Here is a 15,358-nt window from a genome sequence, read left to right as displayed (position 1 = left end):
TTTTCTGGGGAGTGAAAAAGGGGGTCGGGGACCCCCAATAGCTTTTAAATTCGATAAATGGCTTTCAGCCAGAAGGTGCGTCCCGGTTCGTTAACCCGGGTCAACTGATCGAAACCAATAATATTGGCTCCAGAGCGACTGATATGTTCTGCGTAAGTCTCATCGAATAGGTTATCGATACCGGTAGTTACCAGTACACTTTTACTGGGTTTCCAGCCGGCATTGATGGAAACGACGTTGGCAGAGTCGGTTGCACCAATATCCTGACCAACAATATTGCCTTTGCCGATATCCACCCGGTCCTGGCTTGCGATAGCGCGCCATAAAACACCTGCTGACCACTGGGCCTGTTCATAGTAGAGTCCCAGGCGGCCCTCCAGAGGCGGCAGTTGTGCCAAGGTAGTGCCATCGGTTTCGTTGGCACCGCGAACAGATGTTACGGTGAATTCAGTGCGCCACTGCTCGTTGAGCTGATATGAGGAGTCAAACTCCAAACCCCAGGAGCGCGCCTGGATGTTTCTGACAATGGAGGTAGTGCGAATATCGGAGGAGTCCATACTATCCATATTCATACTACCCATAGAGTCCATGCTACTCATTACTGCCGCTTTTTCGTAATCCGTCTCAATCATCAGGTAGTCATCAATCTGATTGACGAATCCGGAGACACTGGCAGAGAGTTTTTCACCGCGATAGATATAGCCGATATCCAGCTGGGTGGTCTTTTCTGATTCGATATCCAGTGCGCTGTAGGAGTCTGCTGTCTCGTAGGAGAAAATTTCCCAATAATCGGGGAAGCGCTCAGTGTAGCCGAGCCCGGCAAAGAGTGTGGCAGAACTATTGGGGCCGCTCTCGAGACCATATTCATAGCGCAGGAAGCCGCTGCTCAATAGCTCTGAGCGAGTTTCTCCCGCAGTGGGGTTATCCACTGAGGACATCATGGATAGAGCAACTTCATCGCGAAGGTCTTTTACTTCCCAATCATCCACTCGTGCACCGGCGATCCAGCGTTGATTGGCTGCGACTTGCCAGCTGACCTCAGAAAATAACCCCAGCTGGCTAAATTCGGCATCGGCCTCTCGCTTCATATCCCGGTAGTCCATGGTGGACTGGTTCATGGTCGAGCGGCCGGTGTGGCGATTTTCCCGGGCATCAATTCCACTGGTCAATTCCACATCGTCCATAGGCGTAAACACCAGAGCCATCTTGAAACCTGTGGTCTCACTATCGAGATTCATGACCATGGGGGTAGCGGTGCTGGATAGCTCGCGCAGGCTGTAGTTATCCATGATGTGGTCGATATAGTTGTAGTAGGCCTGGAGCTCAATTGAATCGAGCCAGCTACTAATATTGCTGCGGACATATTTAGCTTTGTGGCTCTCACGGGCAAACTTGGAACCGTCGACTCCCCGATCTGCATAGGCAGCTTCCCCATCGCTAAATGCAGTATCAAACTCGACCCGTGTATCGTCGCTGGGAGTCCAGGCCAAATTGACCTGGCTGCTCCAGCGCTCATAACTGGAATTTACCTCATTGCCATCCCCGTCTTCGTAGTCGTCCGCAGATGCCGAGGTCGAGGAGCTGCGGATAGAAAACTGCGGCGAACTATAGGAGATATCGAATAGACCATCGCGACGCTCGGCACTGGCGCCGAGCAGGCTCGCATGCATATTCCAGTCGCTTTCAGTGGGGCGCTCCTGCTGCTGATTAAATACAACTACGCCGGCGGAATTTCCCGGGCCATAGAGGACGCTCTGTGGCCCTTTAATAACTTCAATTTCGTCCATTGCCTCGGGAAAAATATAGGCTGTAGGTGGGTCCATTCGGCTGGGACAACCACCCGTCATTGTTTCTCCATCCACTACCATTCCCAGGCGCGAGCCCCCCATTCCGCGAAGCATCGGATCGCCACTGGTACCGCCTTTACGCACTACGGAAAATCCCGGAATTGTTTTCAGGTAGTCGGCGCCGTCATTGGCAGGTAATGGCTGACGGGGTTTTTTCGGGTCGGTTACCAGGTTGAGGGGGAGTTCAGTCTTTACCCCAGTAACCACCATTTGTTCCATTTCACTATCTTTTAATGGTTCTGACTCTTCGGATTCTTCCGCTGCGAGATGTGCTGAAAAGGTACAGCAGGCAGCAAGTGCCAGGCTGAGAGGTTTTTTCAGAAAAATTTTAGCGTTGATGCTCTGATGCATGGTTTTCAATCCTTTTCGCTGGCGTTTCGAACACGCAGCAGTGAGCGCGCAGGCCTGAGTAATATTTGGCGCACGCGACATATCCCCACCTGAAAAAGTGGTCGTATTTTGGCAAGACCCAAAGCGCTGAAAATGTTAAGACAGCAATGAGACTTGCGGTCCACAGCGAACTGCAGAGTGATGATGTTGGAATAAAAAAGGAATTAAACCGGGGGGGCGCGAATTAGTGGGCGGCTGTAAGCGTTAGAGATAACGTGGAAAAAAGCCGGATAAGAGGGCGGTTGAGTAAAACCGGGTAGGACTATTTCCAGTTCTGTAGTTGGTGCGCTGGCAATACTGGCAGCGGCGGAAAAATTACAATGGTTATCGGCAAATGAGTGAGCGGTAAGCGTATCGTGGTTGTGGCTTGAAGAGTGGTCGCCGTGATGATCGCTGTGGGAATTCGCTTTGAGGGCATTGAGCAATAAAGCGCTGCGGCTATCGCCATGGCAGAGCCCATAGGGCGTTCCCGCTGCAAAATCTGCCGGCATAAAACCTGCAGGAACCAGGCCTCGCGCGCTGAGAAATACCAGCAATAGCAATAGCGCCTGCCACTGGGACAGACGGGAACAGTATTGGGTGGTGCGCTTACCGCTCATAAATAAGAAGGTCTGTACTTTGCCCGGGCCCATTTTAAATACCCGGAGATGAGTAACAAGAGGTTAACGGGTGATACAGCAAAGTGCCACTGCCCCAAGTTAACTTTTGCGAACTAATACGAGGTAAATTGAGCTTTATCAGGTTTTGTTGGAATTTAATTTCTTTTCTTCCGCGCATTCTAAAAATAAATCTAACTTTGCTGGAAGCTAAAGGTTCCAGGAGGTAGCGCGCTCAATAAGAGATTCCCGGGATTGGGGAGAGTTCCCGGACAGCCCTGGATTATTGCGGGTAGTGGGAAGGTTATAGAGAAGGTTTAAATAGTGGGGGCTCGGAGAGTCCCCACTCACTCGGTGAATTTGACGATTCAGATTCTGCCGCTGCGCTTTAGGCGCCAATAGGCCTCTACCAGAGACTGGTGCAAAAGCTCCGGCCTCGAGTCAACCACTATGACATTGTGTGCCTGCAAATGCTGAAGTAATTGCTCCCTGCGGCGCAGGAAGTTCCTCGCTGCTGCGCTGTTTACTGCACTATCAAAGTTCTGAATCGGCTGTTGCAGCAATTTGTCCACAGAAGTCTCCCGCAGACTGGCAATCATCACCAGGTGATTGCGCGACAGCAATTTGACTGCTGCTAGGAGTTCGTCACTATCTTCATCGCGCAAGTTGGTAATCAGGATTACCAGGGCACGTCGCTTGTGGTGGGCCATCAACTGTTGTGCGGCGCTAGTGTAATCTGCGCTACTAGTGCCAGAGTGGAGGTCGTAGACATTATTCAGCAGTAGGTTGATTGCACTTTCGCCTTTTACTGGAGGCAGCTGTCCACCACTGCTCTCCTGTGCCGCAGCAAATGCCTGCAAGCCGACCGCGTCCCCCTGTTTGATGGCGACATAAGCTGAAAGTAGCAAGCCATTGAGTGCGTGGTCAAAGTGGCTCAGCTCGCCGTCTTTCGCACGCATCCGGCGGCCGCAATCCAGCATATAAATAATTTCCTGGTCGCGTTCGTCTTGGTATTCACGGCTGATCAGTTTGCGCAGCCGTGAGCTCGCGCGCCAGTCCACCTGTCGCTGGCTGTCTCCCTGGCGGTATTCCCGCAGTTGGCGGAAGTCCATGCCCTCACCGCGACGCTGCTGCTGGTGCAACCCCATCAGGCGCAGGCTCTGTTCGGTGGAGAGAGATTGCAGTGAGGAGATACCGAGAAAATTGGGGTAGACCTTGACGGTCTGCTCCTGTCCCAGCCATACCCTTGTCTGCCAGAGTCCCCAGGGAGAGTTGGCCAGTACCTCGATTCGTCCGAAAGAGGCGCTGCCGCGGCGACGGGGTACCAGGTCGTACTCGATGGTGATTTCCTGGTCCGGGTTAAGTTGTGCGGAGCGCGGCAGCCCTGTCGATCCCAGTTGCTGTGGGATTGAGTCGGAAACCTGGAGTAATAGTGGGCGTGGGCCGGTATTGTGAAGTTTTAGCCGCGCAGTATTGCGTACGCCCAGGGCCAGGTTGCCTGGCAATCGCCGCAGCCCCTGCAGACCGGTTACACGGTAACCGGTGAGATAGTCCAGCAGGGTGGCGCTGATTAACAGCACACTCGCTCCCCACCAAAGATTGCCGATAAATGAGCTGGCTTGTGGAAACCAAATTCGCGCTGCTGTAATTGCCAGAGCTGCCAGGCACCAGTAGCCGAGTAGTTTGACCAGACGCGGACTCGGGCCGGTGCGACCGCTTTGTGCTGGTGCTGCCTGTTGCTCTGTTGCAGCTGCAGTCTGTGTCACAGTCGCGGCGCCTCAACACTGTCGATAATCATTGCCAGCGCCGTATCAGCAGTTTCACCGTCAATTTCCATATCTGGAGATAGGCCGATACGGTGGCGCATTACCGGGATGGCCATGGCCTTGATATCATCTGGCAGTACAAATTCCCGTCCCTGTAACAGCGCATTGGCGCGGGCTGCCTGCAGCAGGCCGATACTGGCGCGCGGGCCGGCGGGGCTGCGCAGCTGCGGTGATTGGCGGGTGGCGCGCACCAACCGCACGGCGTAATTCAATACCTGTTCGTCCAAGCCCACCTGGGGCACCAGGGCCTGAAGTTGCTGCAATCCCTCGACAGTAATTTCCCCGGCCAGCTTTTCCTGCAGGCTGCGCTCAATTCGGCCACTGCTGGCGGCGGCGGCCAATTTCAGTTCCGCTTCGAGGCTGGGGTAATCGATGAGGACTTTCAGCAGGAATCGGTCCAGTTCCGCCTCTGGTAGCGGGTAGGTACCTTCCTGCTCGATGGGGTTTTGAGTGGCGAGTACCATAAATGGACTGGGTACTTTCAGTGCCTGGCCGTCGATAGTGACCTGCTTCTCCTGCATCACCTCCAGCAGGGCGGCCTGGGTTTTGGCGGGGGCGCGGTTGATTTCATCCGCCAGCAGCAGGTTGGTAAATACCGGCCCGCGACGCACTTCAAAGCGGCTCTCTCCCATGTTGTACATGGCGTGGCCGGTAACGTCGGCGGGCATCAAATCCGGGGTAAACTGGATGCGACGGAAATTGCCGCCAAAGCAGTTGGCCAGGGTGCGCACCAGAAGGGTTTTGCCGAGTCCGGGTACACCTTCGAGCAGTACGTGGCCAGAAGCCAATAGAGCCACGAGTACCTGGTCAACCACCTGCTCCTGGCCAATCAGCAACCGGTTGATATTGTTGCGCAGTATCTGAAGTTTGGCGGACGCAGCCTGCCAGTCAGGTGACGGGCCCGTGGTTTGTTGTTCTGGTTGAAGGGTGGTCTCGTTCATAGGACTGCCTCAATTCGCTGCAGATTACGCATGTGTTCAGTAAATGTTTCTTCGGTTGTAGGGGGCTTGCCCCACAGGGTTTCAACTATTAGCCGTTCATCCATACCGGTGGAGGCACAGAGCTTGTCGCACAGTTTACGTTTTTTAGTGGCGTTGATATGGGTGGCGCCAAGGCGACGTAGAAGTTCTTCCCGATGGCCGCGCAGCAGGGTTTCCCCCTGGTCGTCCTGCCAGTAGTAATGGCCGCAGGCGGATATATGTTCTAGCAGGGAACGGCGGGATACTTCTGGCTCCGGTTGCAAGGGGCCGAAGCGGCGCCCTTGTAGTAATAGCCAAGCGAGTAAGGCCAGTGCGCCGGCGAGAAAAAACTCTGCAGCGTATTGACGAGCAACCTTAGAAAGGGTTTCAAAGCGGGGGCGGGTGAGAAAGACAAACTCTCCTTCGCCGGCCAGCAATTGTAAGAAATAGGCGTGATCGAAGTGGCCAATACGCTGGGACTGCCACAGGGTGCTGTCAGTCATCAGGGTAATTACACCGTTGCCGCGCTCGAACTGCATAAACGGTACGCCGACATCGCCGCGTCGTACCTTAGCCCAGAAAACAGGCCCACCGTCGATAGTCTCGTCATTAAATGAAGGATGGTAGAGCAGGTGGCTGGCATCGAGGTATAGCTGTATATCGCTGCCGCCCTCAACAGGCAGGGTTACCAGATCCTCCTCTGACACATCGGGGTTGCGAGACTCCTCTTGTTCCTCTGGCTCATCTTCTGTTTCGCCTTCGTCCAGTTTGCGATTGTGCTCCCGCATGGCATCAGCGGGGCTCTGCTCAGGCTCGAGTACCGCATCCTCCCCGAGCAGTTGCTCCAGGGTTTCTTGCAGTTCGAACTTGTTGTGCCCCTCTTCGATAGAGACGTCCATGGACTCAAGTAGCCAATCGCGGTTTTCACTGCGACCGGAGTCGCTGTCGAAGTTGCCGGTATAGGCTATAACGATGGCGTGGCCACCGCGCTCGACCCACTCGAGAAGTTCTTGGGCCTTGGTGGGGTTATAGACCTGGCTGGAGCTGCTGATAAACAGGGTGGCATCGGAGGAAAGGCCTTGGAGTACAGATATATTATCTGCCTGACGCGGCGCCAGTTGGATATCGGTGAGGTATCTTTCTGCTGCCAGGTAGGGATTTCGTCTGGCTTCCATGCTCCAGCCGCTGTCGATCTCCTTAGAGTAGCGCTCGTAGAAAGTGAGGAATAGCCATACAAGTGCAACGCCACTTATGACCAGCGCTGCCAACAGAATTCTCTTAGCGGTCATTGCCAAATTCCTCCTGCCATTGGCTACAAAGTGAGCTTACCTGAGCCTCTTTTGGCGGCCGGTGGGCATAGGCAAGCTGCTGCCAGTTTGCAGTAAGCTCTTGTACAAATTGACTCAGGGCGGGACTTACTGGGCGCTGTACTTCATTCGGCTCCTGTTGCCTTACTTGTACCAGCTGTGCGCATTCACTTTCGGTAAGGTGATCGCCAAAATAAAACTCGAAGTCTTCAATCAGGTGAGAGAGGGTGGCGCGGTACAATAGTCCCAAACTGGCTCGCTTGTCTCCCTCTGTCCACAGGCGCATGACCTCCGCGCAAACGTCATCGGGCAGACTCGATTGGCGTACATCCAGGCCGAATAGGGTTTCGGGGACGGGCTGCTTTTTCTTTGGCTTAGGCTGCCATTTCAAGCTCTGAAGAATTTTATCGTGATGTCTCCAAAGCAGATAGCCCAGGCCGAATACCAAGCCAATCCAGAGCAGCAGCTCCAGGATTTTCGCAATTGTTGGGCCCCATTTAACTTCATCGTCAACTTCAGGCGTATCTTTAGAGTTCTCAAAAAGCCATTCGATAAAGTTAATTAACCACTCGGGGAACTTTTCTTTGACGGCTTCTGTTTCAGATTTGTCTTTTTTGCGCCAACCACTGATCTCTTTCATTTGATGAAAGTCATCGCTGGCGAGAATTTCGTCTATATGCTCTTGGGCCTGCTGGGGGGTTTCCAAAGATGCGGCACTGGCGGGGGGCGCTGGAATTAATGAGCCAAAGGTGAGCCCGCAGATCAGGATTAGGGCAGCAGTGCTTGGTTTTCTTCTGCGGTGAGACTCCTGTTCACGCTGCTGGCGTTCCAGCAGGTCCCGAAACTGGATTTCTATATCCCAGCCTTCCAACTCAATACGACGGCCAATATAAAGGCAAAATCCGCTAACGATATAGAAGGGGGCTACTGCTGCCATAACAAACAGGTAGAGTCCGTTATATATCCATTCCAGCCATTGAGTATCCCCTTGGAGCAGAGGGATCCAATCGATCCCATCGGAATACTGTTCAGGGATAAACAGAAATGCCATCACACTTAATGCGGCAAGTAGAAATATCTCAATATGGTAAAGCGTTAGTGTTAGCCAGGTGGCGGCCCCAGAGTGTTTGCGGTGCAGTACCCCAAGGCGCGAGGTACGGGCCTTACCTGTGGATTGCTCCAGCACGGTAACTGGCATATCGAAAGAGCGTGTGGGGCTCAGCCGACGGAGGGTAAGCCACATAAACCAGTCGCGACGATTCTGGCTAAAGAAATGCTTCAATGCCTCACCAATGGATACCGGTGAGCCAAATAATGCGCGGCTGATCATAAACAGGGGCAGCCGATCAAATACGGGTTTCAGCCACCAAATAAATAAGATGGAGAGCGTTGGTGACTCTGGAAACAGCGAATAACACAAAGCAAATAGCGGTGCTGCAGGCAACAGGTAGACTATAAGAAGTTGCCACCAGTATTTTCGTGCCAGGGCGATACCGAGATCGACAGACTCCCAGGGAGAGCGCAAGCGGGCTCGCACAGCCAGATTCTTAATTTGCATGAGTTGCGCCCTCCCTGCGTCCCGCCAGGATAAAGTACGCAAAGACCAGTACCCAAAACAGGGCGCCTACCCCGAGCTTGATCGCAATCGGTGTGCTGGCACTGGAGGACCAGAAGGCTTCAAGGAAAGCGGCAATCACCAGCATCAGGAAAGTGCCGTACATAATCTTCATTGCTTCGACAGCGGCCAGGCGCAGTGCGACCGTGCGTCGGTGTTGGCCCGGATCCACTAGAGAGCGCCCCAATATCAGGCCCGCTGCTCCCGCCAGTACTATGGCGGTCAACTCAAAGGCGCCGTGGCCAATCACAAATGGGTAGAAGGTGGAGACAAAGCCCACCCGGGTGATATGCCCAAACGCTGCGCCAATATAGATGCCGTTAAACACCAGGAAGAAAATTGAGCCCAGGCCAAACAGTACACCGCCGGCAAAGGTGCGAAAGGCGATGCCAATATTGTTTTTGATATAAAAACCGAACATGAACAGGTCGGTATCAGAGCCGCGCTCGCGGCCCAGTACCCGGTTGCCCGGATCATACATGGATTCAAAACCCATAACCTGTTCCGGTGACATTACTGCGTACACCAGGGCATCGTTGTTGTAAGTGCCGACTCCCAGGATCAGGCCAGGTATTAAAAACAAAGCGGATGCCAGCAGTACTGCGCGGCTATTAGCGCGCACGGCTTGGGGAAAACCCGCCAACAAATAGTGCAACCATCCCTTGCGGCGCAAGGTTTCCTGGCGGTAGACACGGTGATGTGCCGCCATAACCAGCTGGTTGAGGTGGTCTATCAGGCGGTTGGTATATTGCCGCTCCTTTGCCATTGCCAGCTGCTGGCAAAGGTTGCGATAGGCGACGGGTAGGTCCAGGGCCGCAACTTCGGACTTGTTCCGATCCGCTTTCAGCCAGGTTTCTAATTGCTCCCAGCTGTCGCGGTAGCGATTCTCAAAGTCTCTCTGCTTCATAGGTACCTCTGCCTATCCCCTGCCACCGAGTAGCCAACTGCCCACGGAGCGCAGGTAGCTCAAGGCATCGCTGTCCCTTTTCCGAGTAATCGGTTCGAGCAGATTGGCGAGCTCTTGCTGACGCGCTTCGCTTAAATCCTGGTGGCGCTCCAAAAGGCTGACTAGTGCCTGCTGGTCTTGCTGGCGAAGGTTCTGCGGTGGTGGGAGCGGGGTGGTATCCGGCAGGGCAACTGGTGCCTTTTCTTCTTCGCGATAGACCACCAGGGTGGCTGCTGCCAGGTCGCCAAGGCGCTGGAAGTGACGTCCCAGTGTCATGCTTATTACGCCAGTGGCGTAGGCAAATGGCATAAAATCCGCGAAGCGTAACAGGTTGCGAACGATGGATGCTCCCCAAGACACCGGCGTAAGGTTGTCGTTGACCACCATTAGACCAAAGGCCTTTTTGCCCGGTGTCTGGCCGCTCCGCAAAACTTCAAAAAACACCGGGTAAAACCACTCGAGAAGAAAGGCGCAGACGAGCCAGATACCCGCACCGGCAAAGCCGGCAAATAGCAACGCAAAGCCGATCGCAGCCAATATCAATGATCGATAAAACACATCCACTGCATACGCAAGGATACGTGGCACGGGCCCAGCGGCCCGCGCGCGCAAATCAATCCCCTCGGGTGTTTCGACGTTATAGGTGGTATCCAGCAAGCCACCGCTCCTGTCTGGTAGAGAAATTTAATTGTGATTGGGAACGCCGAAAACTTTTCGGTAGGCGACACCAAAAGCAATACTAATCAGCGGTATCGCCCAGATTAGGCCTATAAGTAGGGGGAGGCTGCCAACTAAAAAGATCAGCAAAATGACAATTGCGAAACCAAGGAAGGCAAACCAACTCTTAGTGATGGCTTTACGGGAGGTTTCCAGAGCTTGCCATGGGCTCAGATTGCGATCGGCAATCAGGGGCATTGCCAACATATAAGCAATCATCAGGTAAATGCCCGGAATCACCAGCAATATCAGACCGACCCCAATTAGTAGATAGATCAAGATGGTTGCAAGGCCGAGCGGGACTATCTTGTCGAAGTGTGCAAACACCTCGGTACCGGAAGTCTGCTCGTCGCGGGCGATCTTGATACCAATCATTGTCATACCCACCGCCAAGGGTGCGCTGGCAAAGGTCACGATCAGCTGAGAGAGAATCTCGGCAAATGGCCCTGGGTTGCTGTCGGGGCTGAATGCTGCTGTGCCGCCAGTAATTAAGGTGGCGACGATAGTAATTGCAATAATGGCAACGAAATAGAGCAGCGCTCCCACCCAAACAGTGCCTTTGTTGCCGCTAGTGCGCTGCCAGGCTTCGCTGAGAGTTTCCCCAATAGAAAACGAATAATCCCCGGCAATACCCTTTTCAATAGAGCCTGAGTCGCCATTCTCTGGGCTATTGGCCAAATTTGCTTCAGGGGCCTTATAGATGTCACTCATCCTGTTAGCTGTCCTTATTGAGATTTAGATTATTTATGGGGTGCAGAGTCTTGGGAGGGGAATATCTCATAGGCGGGAGTGGCGAACAATGCCACGCCAATACATCGGCAAATTAGGTGATACATCTTTCTCAGCATAAAATCCCCGGGGAGTGACCAAGGAATAGAATTGATGAAAAAAATACTGTGGATGAGCGGTCTGGTTTTGGTGTTGATTACCGCTGGATATGTCGCCTTGCCGTTTTATTCCATCGAGCAATTGCAGCGTGCGGCGAAAATGGCTAAATCCGATCAACCGCAGGTTAGAACTGAGAGTATCGACACGTTAGAGCGCTATGTCGATTTTCCTGTTTTACGTGACAATTTAAAGATCCGCTTACAGCAGCAACTTAGGAACTCCCTAAGTAATTCTATTCCTCAGGAGTTTGATGAATTACTCAGTGCTGGTGCAAATTTCTTTATGGATCCACTTTTACAACAGTTTATTACTCCTGAGGGCATAGCCGACCTTCTTCGTGGGGGAGAGGATCTGGAGGCATTTCAGCGGGAAATTTATCGACAGGGTAGTGAAACACCGAATATTTCCGCGAATGAGACGTCTGCAGCGGAAGAGAAAGAAGATTCCTGGCAGCGCATGGGGTGGCATTTTACCGACCTCAATCATCTGAGTGTTGAATATGGTGAGCATGGCCGGCCTGAATTGCGCCTGTTGATGCAACGCAATGGTCTGCGCTGGCAGCTGGTGGATATCCAGCTAATTGGTGATAAAAGTGGAGAGAGTCAGGAATGGAGATAGAAAATTCAGTCAACGTCTTTGGCGATCCACTGGTGCCTTGTAGCCTGGACCCGAAGACAGGCTTCTTTCGCGATGGCTGCTGTAACACCTGTAAAGAGGATCTCGGTTCTCATACCGTCTGCGTTGCCGTGACTGATAAGTTCCTGGAATTTTCCCGCAGTCGTGGCAATGACTTGAGTACACCGGTAGAGGAGTTTAATTTTCCCGGTTTAAAGGAAGGGGATCGTTGGTGTCTCTGTGCCGCGCGCTGGCTCGAAGCGGAGAAATTGGATATGGCTCCCCGGGTATTTTTACAGAGTACACATGTGAAGGCGCTGGAAATTATTCCTATGCAAACATTGCGTCGCTATGCGCTGGATTTACTTTAGTTAATTGGGTGGATCAGCTTCTTGTCCACCTATTAACTCCCTTCAAATGGCGGCACGTCCCTGTGTCGCCACGCTACAGACAAGATAGCTACTCGGAACTTAAGAGGGCAGGAAGTCGATTGAGTAGTTTTTGGTAGTACTCTCAACGTTGGCAGAACCAAAATTGATCATGCGGATTCTCGCCAGCAACTTGCGTTCAAGTGCCGGGTTATTGAGCTCGCTCTCTACCAATTTGATCGACGCGATAGCACCATTCGGTGCGATCACCAACTGTACGGTGAGCCTTCCCTGTAGAGTTGGGTCCCTGCGCAGCGCGCGATTATAGATTCCAATAATGGCCTCTTTATTGGCTTCCATAACACTGCGAATGGAATCGTCGGTACGTATGGATTTTTGCCCTCTGGCCTTGGCCACCGCTTCTTTGGCTGAACCCGTTGCCTGGGTACTTTGTACTCGGGTGTTCTCACGACCGGCCAGTGAGACACCACCGGTATCGCGACTCACTCTACCGGCGGCAACGCCGCCACTGGAGGCTTTTGACTTATCCGCGATCATACCGCGTTCTATTTTAGAGGCAGTAGCATTCCCCGAGCTGAGCTGGCCCCGGCTAATATCCGAGGTATTAAAACTCTCGCGCATATCCAACAGATCATCGGCGAGTGCATTCAGGCCGCTATTGGCCGCTTTCTCCCGGGCCTGCTGTACTTTGGCAACCGGGGGATTTTCAACCTTGCGCGGCTTCTCCACAGGCTTGGGCTTGTCGGGTGTTTCCGCTTTCTTTTTGGGTTTCTCTTCGGGCTTTTTCTTTTCCTCGGGCTTCTTTTGCTCTTTGGGTTTCGGCTTTGGCTTGGGTTTTGGCAATTCCTTTTTTTCCAGAATCACTTTGGCCAGCTGTGGTGGCACCCTTTCGGCCTGTTCCCGGGTGAGTTCGGGTACTGGCGCCAGTGCAACGGCAATGCCACTGATGGCCAGGGCTATCAGGCCACCGCGCAGCAATTTGATAAAGCGCTGATCCTCCTCTCTTGAGGCGGACCAAGGTAGCACTGTTTCCTGTAGTTGCCAGGGGGCGTAACTAATGGTTGCTGTACTCATATCAGGATTCCACCCCCGAGGGATCTTCCGGCGCTGTTTGTTCTACGGCGAAAGACATATCGCGGAAGTCTGCGGCTGCGCAGGTGTGCATGATCTGCTTCAGCAACTCATAGGGAACTTGTTCATCACCTAAAATAGTCACTGCTCGGCCCAGAGTTTTCTGGGCTTCGCTCAGCTCTCCCGCTCGTTCAGCACGGTATTTAAGCTCTGTTACCAGGGCCTCAATATTCTCTGCGCTGGGATCGATGTCATCGATGTTGGCGATAAATCGGTCCCCGACAAACAGCTGTTTATTGTTGACCCGCACTACAGTAGTCACCTCGGGTTTCTGTTGTGAGGTGGACTTGGGCAGTTTTATGGTTTTATCAGTCTGCAGAACCTGAACATCACTGGTTGAGTTCACCAGAAGGAAAAACACCAGGATGGTGAAGATATCCATCAGTGATACCAGGTTCAGTTTTGACTGCTGCTTTTTTTGCCTTTGCCTGCGCTCTTGCAGTTTTGCGGCTGCATTTATCTTCATAGTTTGGCCCCGCTATTTTGTCTGCTCCGGTGCATCGCCGAGAGATATCTGGGGGAACAGTTCTGCATCAACAACAGATGCGGCCACTACAGCCCGGTAGCTGCGTGCAGTATCCATGGCGGCGACCAGAGTTTTGTAAGGCGTTCCCTTTTCTGACAGGATCACCAGATCATCTTTGTCGATAGATTTTTCTCGCAACTGCCGTTTTATCTGCTGTAAAACGATAGATATCGTGGAGAAATCCGGTGAGTTTTCTTCGTGTGGGATGCGTTTAACCCGCTGCCCAGCGGGATAATTGATATCAACATACTGCGTACGCAAAACCAGTTCGAGCTGGCGATTTTCCTCCATACTGCTGGAACTTCCATCGCTGATACCCGGCAGATTCAGCTTGAGCACGGAGATATGGGAAAACACCATATTTAGCAGTAGCACAGGAACCAAAATGGTCATCAAACTCATAAACGAGGTGATATCGAGTTCCGCTTCCTCATATCCACGCCGGCGAATATTTATGTTCAGCATGGCGGTATCCCTTAGCTGTTAGCGGTGCGTTGTTCCGCTTTCTGTGGGCGTCCCATGGTCAGCAGATTAAGGAATTTAACCCCGGCCATTTGCAAACTATCGACAATCTCATTGGTTTTATTTTGTAGCATTGAGTTAAACAACAGCAGGGGAATGGCAGAAATCAAACCGAATGCTGTAGTGTTCATCGCTACGGAAATACTGGTGGAGAGCATGGTCGCTTTTTCAGATGGGTCGGCACTGGCTACTGCGGTAAATGCAGCAATCAGACCCATAATAGTGCCGAGTAGGCCCAGCAGAGTGGCAATATTAGCGAGAGTGGCCAAGTAACTGGTGCGTTTTTCCAGACGGGGAACAGCTTCGAGAATCCCTTCCTCAATAGCCAGGGCAATATTTTCCTCGCGCTTCGCAAATTGCAAAGTGTTGATGCCCGCTGCGGCGATACGGCCCATTGCTGCATCGTTGTCTCGGGCCAGCTGCAAGACACTTTGATAGCTGCGTTTTTGCAACATGGGCAATACTTGTTGATACGCCTTTTTATTGGCATTCCGCGCGCGTGATAAAAATATCCAGCGCTCTACTACCATTGCCAGTCCGATAACCAGGACCACTGCAATTGGGTACATGAAGGGTCCGCCATTTTGGAAAAAACGCAGCATCTCTTGAGTGAATTCCATGATTTAATTCTCCACAGATAAAGTTATAAATTTGTAGTGCAAAGGGAGAGCGATTGAGTTCCCACCCTTGGTGTATAAAGAGGGCCGCGGGACGTTGAAGCCTGCTGCGGCGGTTCCATGTCTTCGCTGTATAAATTCAGCAGCGCCACTTCCATACGCCGCAAAAATTATTTTTTATTTTGATGGGTCGGCCTAATCGGTTTTTTCCTGTTCAGCTTGTAACAGCTTTATTTCCCGCCGAAATTCCGAATATTCCTGATGTTCAAATACAGAGGAGAAAGTTTGCGGCAGAACGCTGTCGAGCCTTTGTAAACTGTCGGCTTGCTTCCAGGGAATGATATATAAAACCTTAGGTTGTTCCTGACTGCCAATTACAGTGGACTCCAGCGTTGTTATTTCCTCTGCTGTTGCGCCATATGCAAAGATAGACAGGCTCAGTATGAGGCTAGAAAATAATTTCATTG

General features: G+C 52.4%; 16 protein-coding genes. 2 read left to right on the top strand and 14 right to left on the bottom strand.

Annotated elements, in window-relative coordinates; genetic code table 11:
- Window positions 1–44 precede the first annotated feature (44 nt).
- The 9 genes from ACJJII_RS04955 to ACJJII_RS04915 all read right to left on the bottom strand — a co-directional run bounded on the left by ACJJII_RS04955 (window position 45) and on the right by ACJJII_RS04915 (window position 10,914).
- On the bottom strand, window positions 45–2,279 hold the full coding sequence (locus ACJJII_RS04955; RefSeq protein ID WP_444918509.1) for a TonB-dependent copper receptor: 2,235 nt from the start codon (window positions 2,277–2,279) through the stop codon (window positions 45–47).
- Window positions 2,280–2,401: 122 nt separating this feature from the next.
- Window positions 2,402–2,869, bottom strand: a complete 468-nt coding sequence (locus tag ACJJII_RS04950) for a hypothetical protein (RefSeq protein ID WP_444892285.1) — start codon at window positions 2,867–2,869, stop codon at window positions 2,402–2,404.
- Between the two features lie 332 nt (window positions 2,870–3,201).
- The gene (locus ACJJII_RS04945) at window positions 3,202–4,599 is read right to left on the bottom strand and encodes a DUF58 domain-containing protein (protein ID WP_444918508.1); all 1,398 of its coding nucleotides are present in this window, start codon (window positions 4,597–4,599) and stop codon (window positions 3,202–3,204) included.
- On the bottom strand, window positions 4,596–5,600 hold the full coding sequence (locus ACJJII_RS04940; RefSeq protein WP_444895787.1) for an AAA family ATPase: 1,005 nt from the start codon (window positions 5,598–5,600) through the stop codon (window positions 4,596–4,598). Before ACJJII_RS04940 ends, ACJJII_RS04945 begins: the two co-directional genes overlap by 4 nt.
- Window positions 5,597–6,907, bottom strand: a complete 1,311-nt coding sequence (locus ACJJII_RS04935) for a DUF4350 domain-containing protein (protein WP_444918507.1) — start codon at window positions 6,905–6,907, stop codon at window positions 5,597–5,599. Before ACJJII_RS04935 ends, ACJJII_RS04940 begins: the two co-directional genes overlap by 4 nt.
- On the bottom strand, window positions 6,897–8,483 hold the full coding sequence (locus ACJJII_RS04930) for a DUF4129 domain-containing protein (protein ID WP_444918506.1): 1,587 nt from the start codon (window positions 8,481–8,483) through the stop codon (window positions 6,897–6,899). Before ACJJII_RS04930 ends, ACJJII_RS04935 begins: the two co-directional genes overlap by 11 nt.
- Window positions 8,473–9,447 carry a stage II sporulation protein M gene (locus tag ACJJII_RS04925; RefSeq protein ID WP_444918505.1) on the bottom strand — a complete coding sequence of 325 codons (975 nt, stop codon included), beginning with the start codon at window positions 9,445–9,447 and terminating at the stop codon, window positions 8,473–8,475. The genes ACJJII_RS04930 and ACJJII_RS04925 overlap by 11 nt, the downstream gene beginning before the upstream one ends.
- A gap of 12 nt (window positions 9,448–9,459) precedes the next feature.
- Window positions 9,460–10,143 (bottom strand): RDD family protein, encoded by a 684-nt coding sequence (locus tag ACJJII_RS04920; protein WP_444918504.1) that lies wholly within the window; start codon window positions 10,141–10,143, stop codon window positions 9,460–9,462.
- A gap of 27 nt (window positions 10,144–10,170) precedes the next feature.
- Entirely contained in the window at window positions 10,171–10,914 is a 744-nt protein-coding gene (locus ACJJII_RS04915; RefSeq protein WP_444918503.1) for a DUF2189 domain-containing protein, read from the bottom strand.
- Window positions 10,915–11,085: 171 nt separating this feature from the next.
- Between ACJJII_RS04915 and ACJJII_RS04910 the strand changes: the two genes are divergently transcribed.
- Window positions 11,086–11,709: a DUF2939 domain-containing protein gene (locus tag ACJJII_RS04910; RefSeq protein ID WP_444918502.1), complete on the top strand. Its 624-nt coding sequence runs from the start codon at window positions 11,086–11,088 to the stop codon at window positions 11,707–11,709.
- Complete coding sequence (locus tag ACJJII_RS04905) at window positions 11,700–12,077, top strand: DUF2237 family protein (RefSeq protein ID WP_413663688.1); 378 nt, start codon at window positions 11,700–11,702, stop codon at window positions 12,075–12,077. The genes ACJJII_RS04910 and ACJJII_RS04905 overlap by 10 nt, the downstream gene beginning before the upstream one ends.
- Window positions 12,078–12,176: 99 nt before the next feature.
- Here the strand turns inward: ACJJII_RS04905 and ACJJII_RS04900 are convergent, their stop codons facing one another.
- The 5 genes from ACJJII_RS04900 to ACJJII_RS04880 all read right to left on the bottom strand — a co-directional run bounded on the left by ACJJII_RS04900 (window position 12,177) and on the right by ACJJII_RS04880 (window position 15,356).
- Window positions 12,177–13,169, bottom strand: coding sequence for an AgmX/PglI C-terminal domain-containing protein (locus tag ACJJII_RS04900; RefSeq protein ID WP_444918501.1), 993 nt, complete (start codon window positions 13,167–13,169; stop codon window positions 12,177–12,179).
- A 1-nt stretch (window position 13,170) separates the two neighbouring features.
- The gene (locus ACJJII_RS04895; RefSeq protein ID WP_444918500.1) at window positions 13,171–13,692 is read right to left on the bottom strand and encodes an ExbD/TolR family protein; all 522 of its coding nucleotides are present in this window, start codon (window positions 13,690–13,692) and stop codon (window positions 13,171–13,173) included.
- A 12-nt stretch (window positions 13,693–13,704) separates the two neighbouring features.
- On the bottom strand, window positions 13,705–14,217 hold the full coding sequence (locus ACJJII_RS04890; RefSeq protein ID WP_444918499.1) for a biopolymer transporter ExbD: 513 nt from the start codon (window positions 14,215–14,217) through the stop codon (window positions 13,705–13,707).
- An 11-nt stretch (window positions 14,218–14,228) separates the two neighbouring features.
- Window positions 14,229–14,894, bottom strand: a complete 666-nt coding sequence (locus ACJJII_RS04885; RefSeq protein WP_444918498.1) for a MotA/TolQ/ExbB proton channel family protein — start codon at window positions 14,892–14,894, stop codon at window positions 14,229–14,231.
- Between the two features lie 192 nt (window positions 14,895–15,086).
- On the bottom strand, window positions 15,087–15,356 hold the full coding sequence (locus tag ACJJII_RS04880) for a hypothetical protein (RefSeq protein ID WP_413663684.1): 270 nt from the start codon (window positions 15,354–15,356) through the stop codon (window positions 15,087–15,089).
- Between the last annotated feature and the right edge of the window lie 2 nt (window positions 15,357–15,358).

The organism is Microbulbifer maximicatervae (SeqCode) (genome assembly GCF_052467825.1).
This window is presented reverse-complemented; position numbering and strand designations above follow the sequence as displayed.

Coding starts and splice junctions, on each gene's coding strand:
- ACJJII_RS04915 (WP_444918503.1), bottom strand. CDS start 10,914: ATGAGTGACATCTATAAGGCCCCTGAAGCAAATTTGGCCAATAGCCCA.
- ACJJII_RS04935 (WP_444918507.1), bottom strand. CDS start 6,907: ATGACCGCTAAGAGAATTCTGTTGGCAGCGCTGGTCATAAGTGGCGTT.
- ACJJII_RS04940 (WP_444895787.1), bottom strand. CDS start 5,600: ATGAACGAGACCACCCTTCAACCAGAACAACAAACCACGGGCCCGTCA.
- ACJJII_RS04955 (WP_444918509.1), bottom strand. CDS start 2,279: ATGTCGCGTGCGCCAAATATTACTCAGGCCTGCGCGCTCACTGCTGCG.
- ACJJII_RS04885 (WP_444918498.1), bottom strand. CDS start 14,894: ATGGAATTCACTCAAGAGATGCTGCGTTTTTTCCAAAATGGCGGACCC.
- ACJJII_RS04950 (WP_444892285.1), bottom strand. CDS start 2,869: ATGGGCCCGGGCAAAGTACAGACCTTCTTATTTATGAGCGGTAAGCGC.
- ACJJII_RS04925 (WP_444918505.1), bottom strand. CDS start 9,447: ATGAAGCAGAGAGACTTTGAGAATCGCTACCGCGACAGCTGGGAGCAA.
- ACJJII_RS04890 (WP_444918499.1), bottom strand. CDS start 14,217: ATGCTGAACATAAATATTCGCCGGCGTGGATATGAGGAAGCGGAACTC.
- ACJJII_RS04910 (WP_444918502.1), top strand. CDS start 11,086: ATGAAAAAAATACTGTGGATGAGCGGTCTGGTTTTGGTGTTGATTACC.
- ACJJII_RS04905 (WP_413663688.1), top strand. CDS start 11,700: ATGGAGATAGAAAATTCAGTCAACGTCTTTGGCGATCCACTGGTGCCT.
- ACJJII_RS04880 (WP_413663684.1), bottom strand. CDS start 15,356: ATGAAATTATTTTCTAGCCTCATACTGAGCCTGTCTATCTTTGCATAT.
- ACJJII_RS04900 (WP_444918501.1), bottom strand. CDS start 13,169: ATGAGTACAGCAACCATTAGTTACGCCCCCTGGCAACTACAGGAAACA.
- ACJJII_RS04930 (WP_444918506.1), bottom strand. CDS start 8,483: ATGCAAATTAAGAATCTGGCTGTGCGAGCCCGCTTGCGCTCTCCCTGG.
- ACJJII_RS04895 (WP_444918500.1), bottom strand. CDS start 13,692: ATGAAGATAAATGCAGCCGCAAAACTGCAAGAGCGCAGGCAAAGGCAA.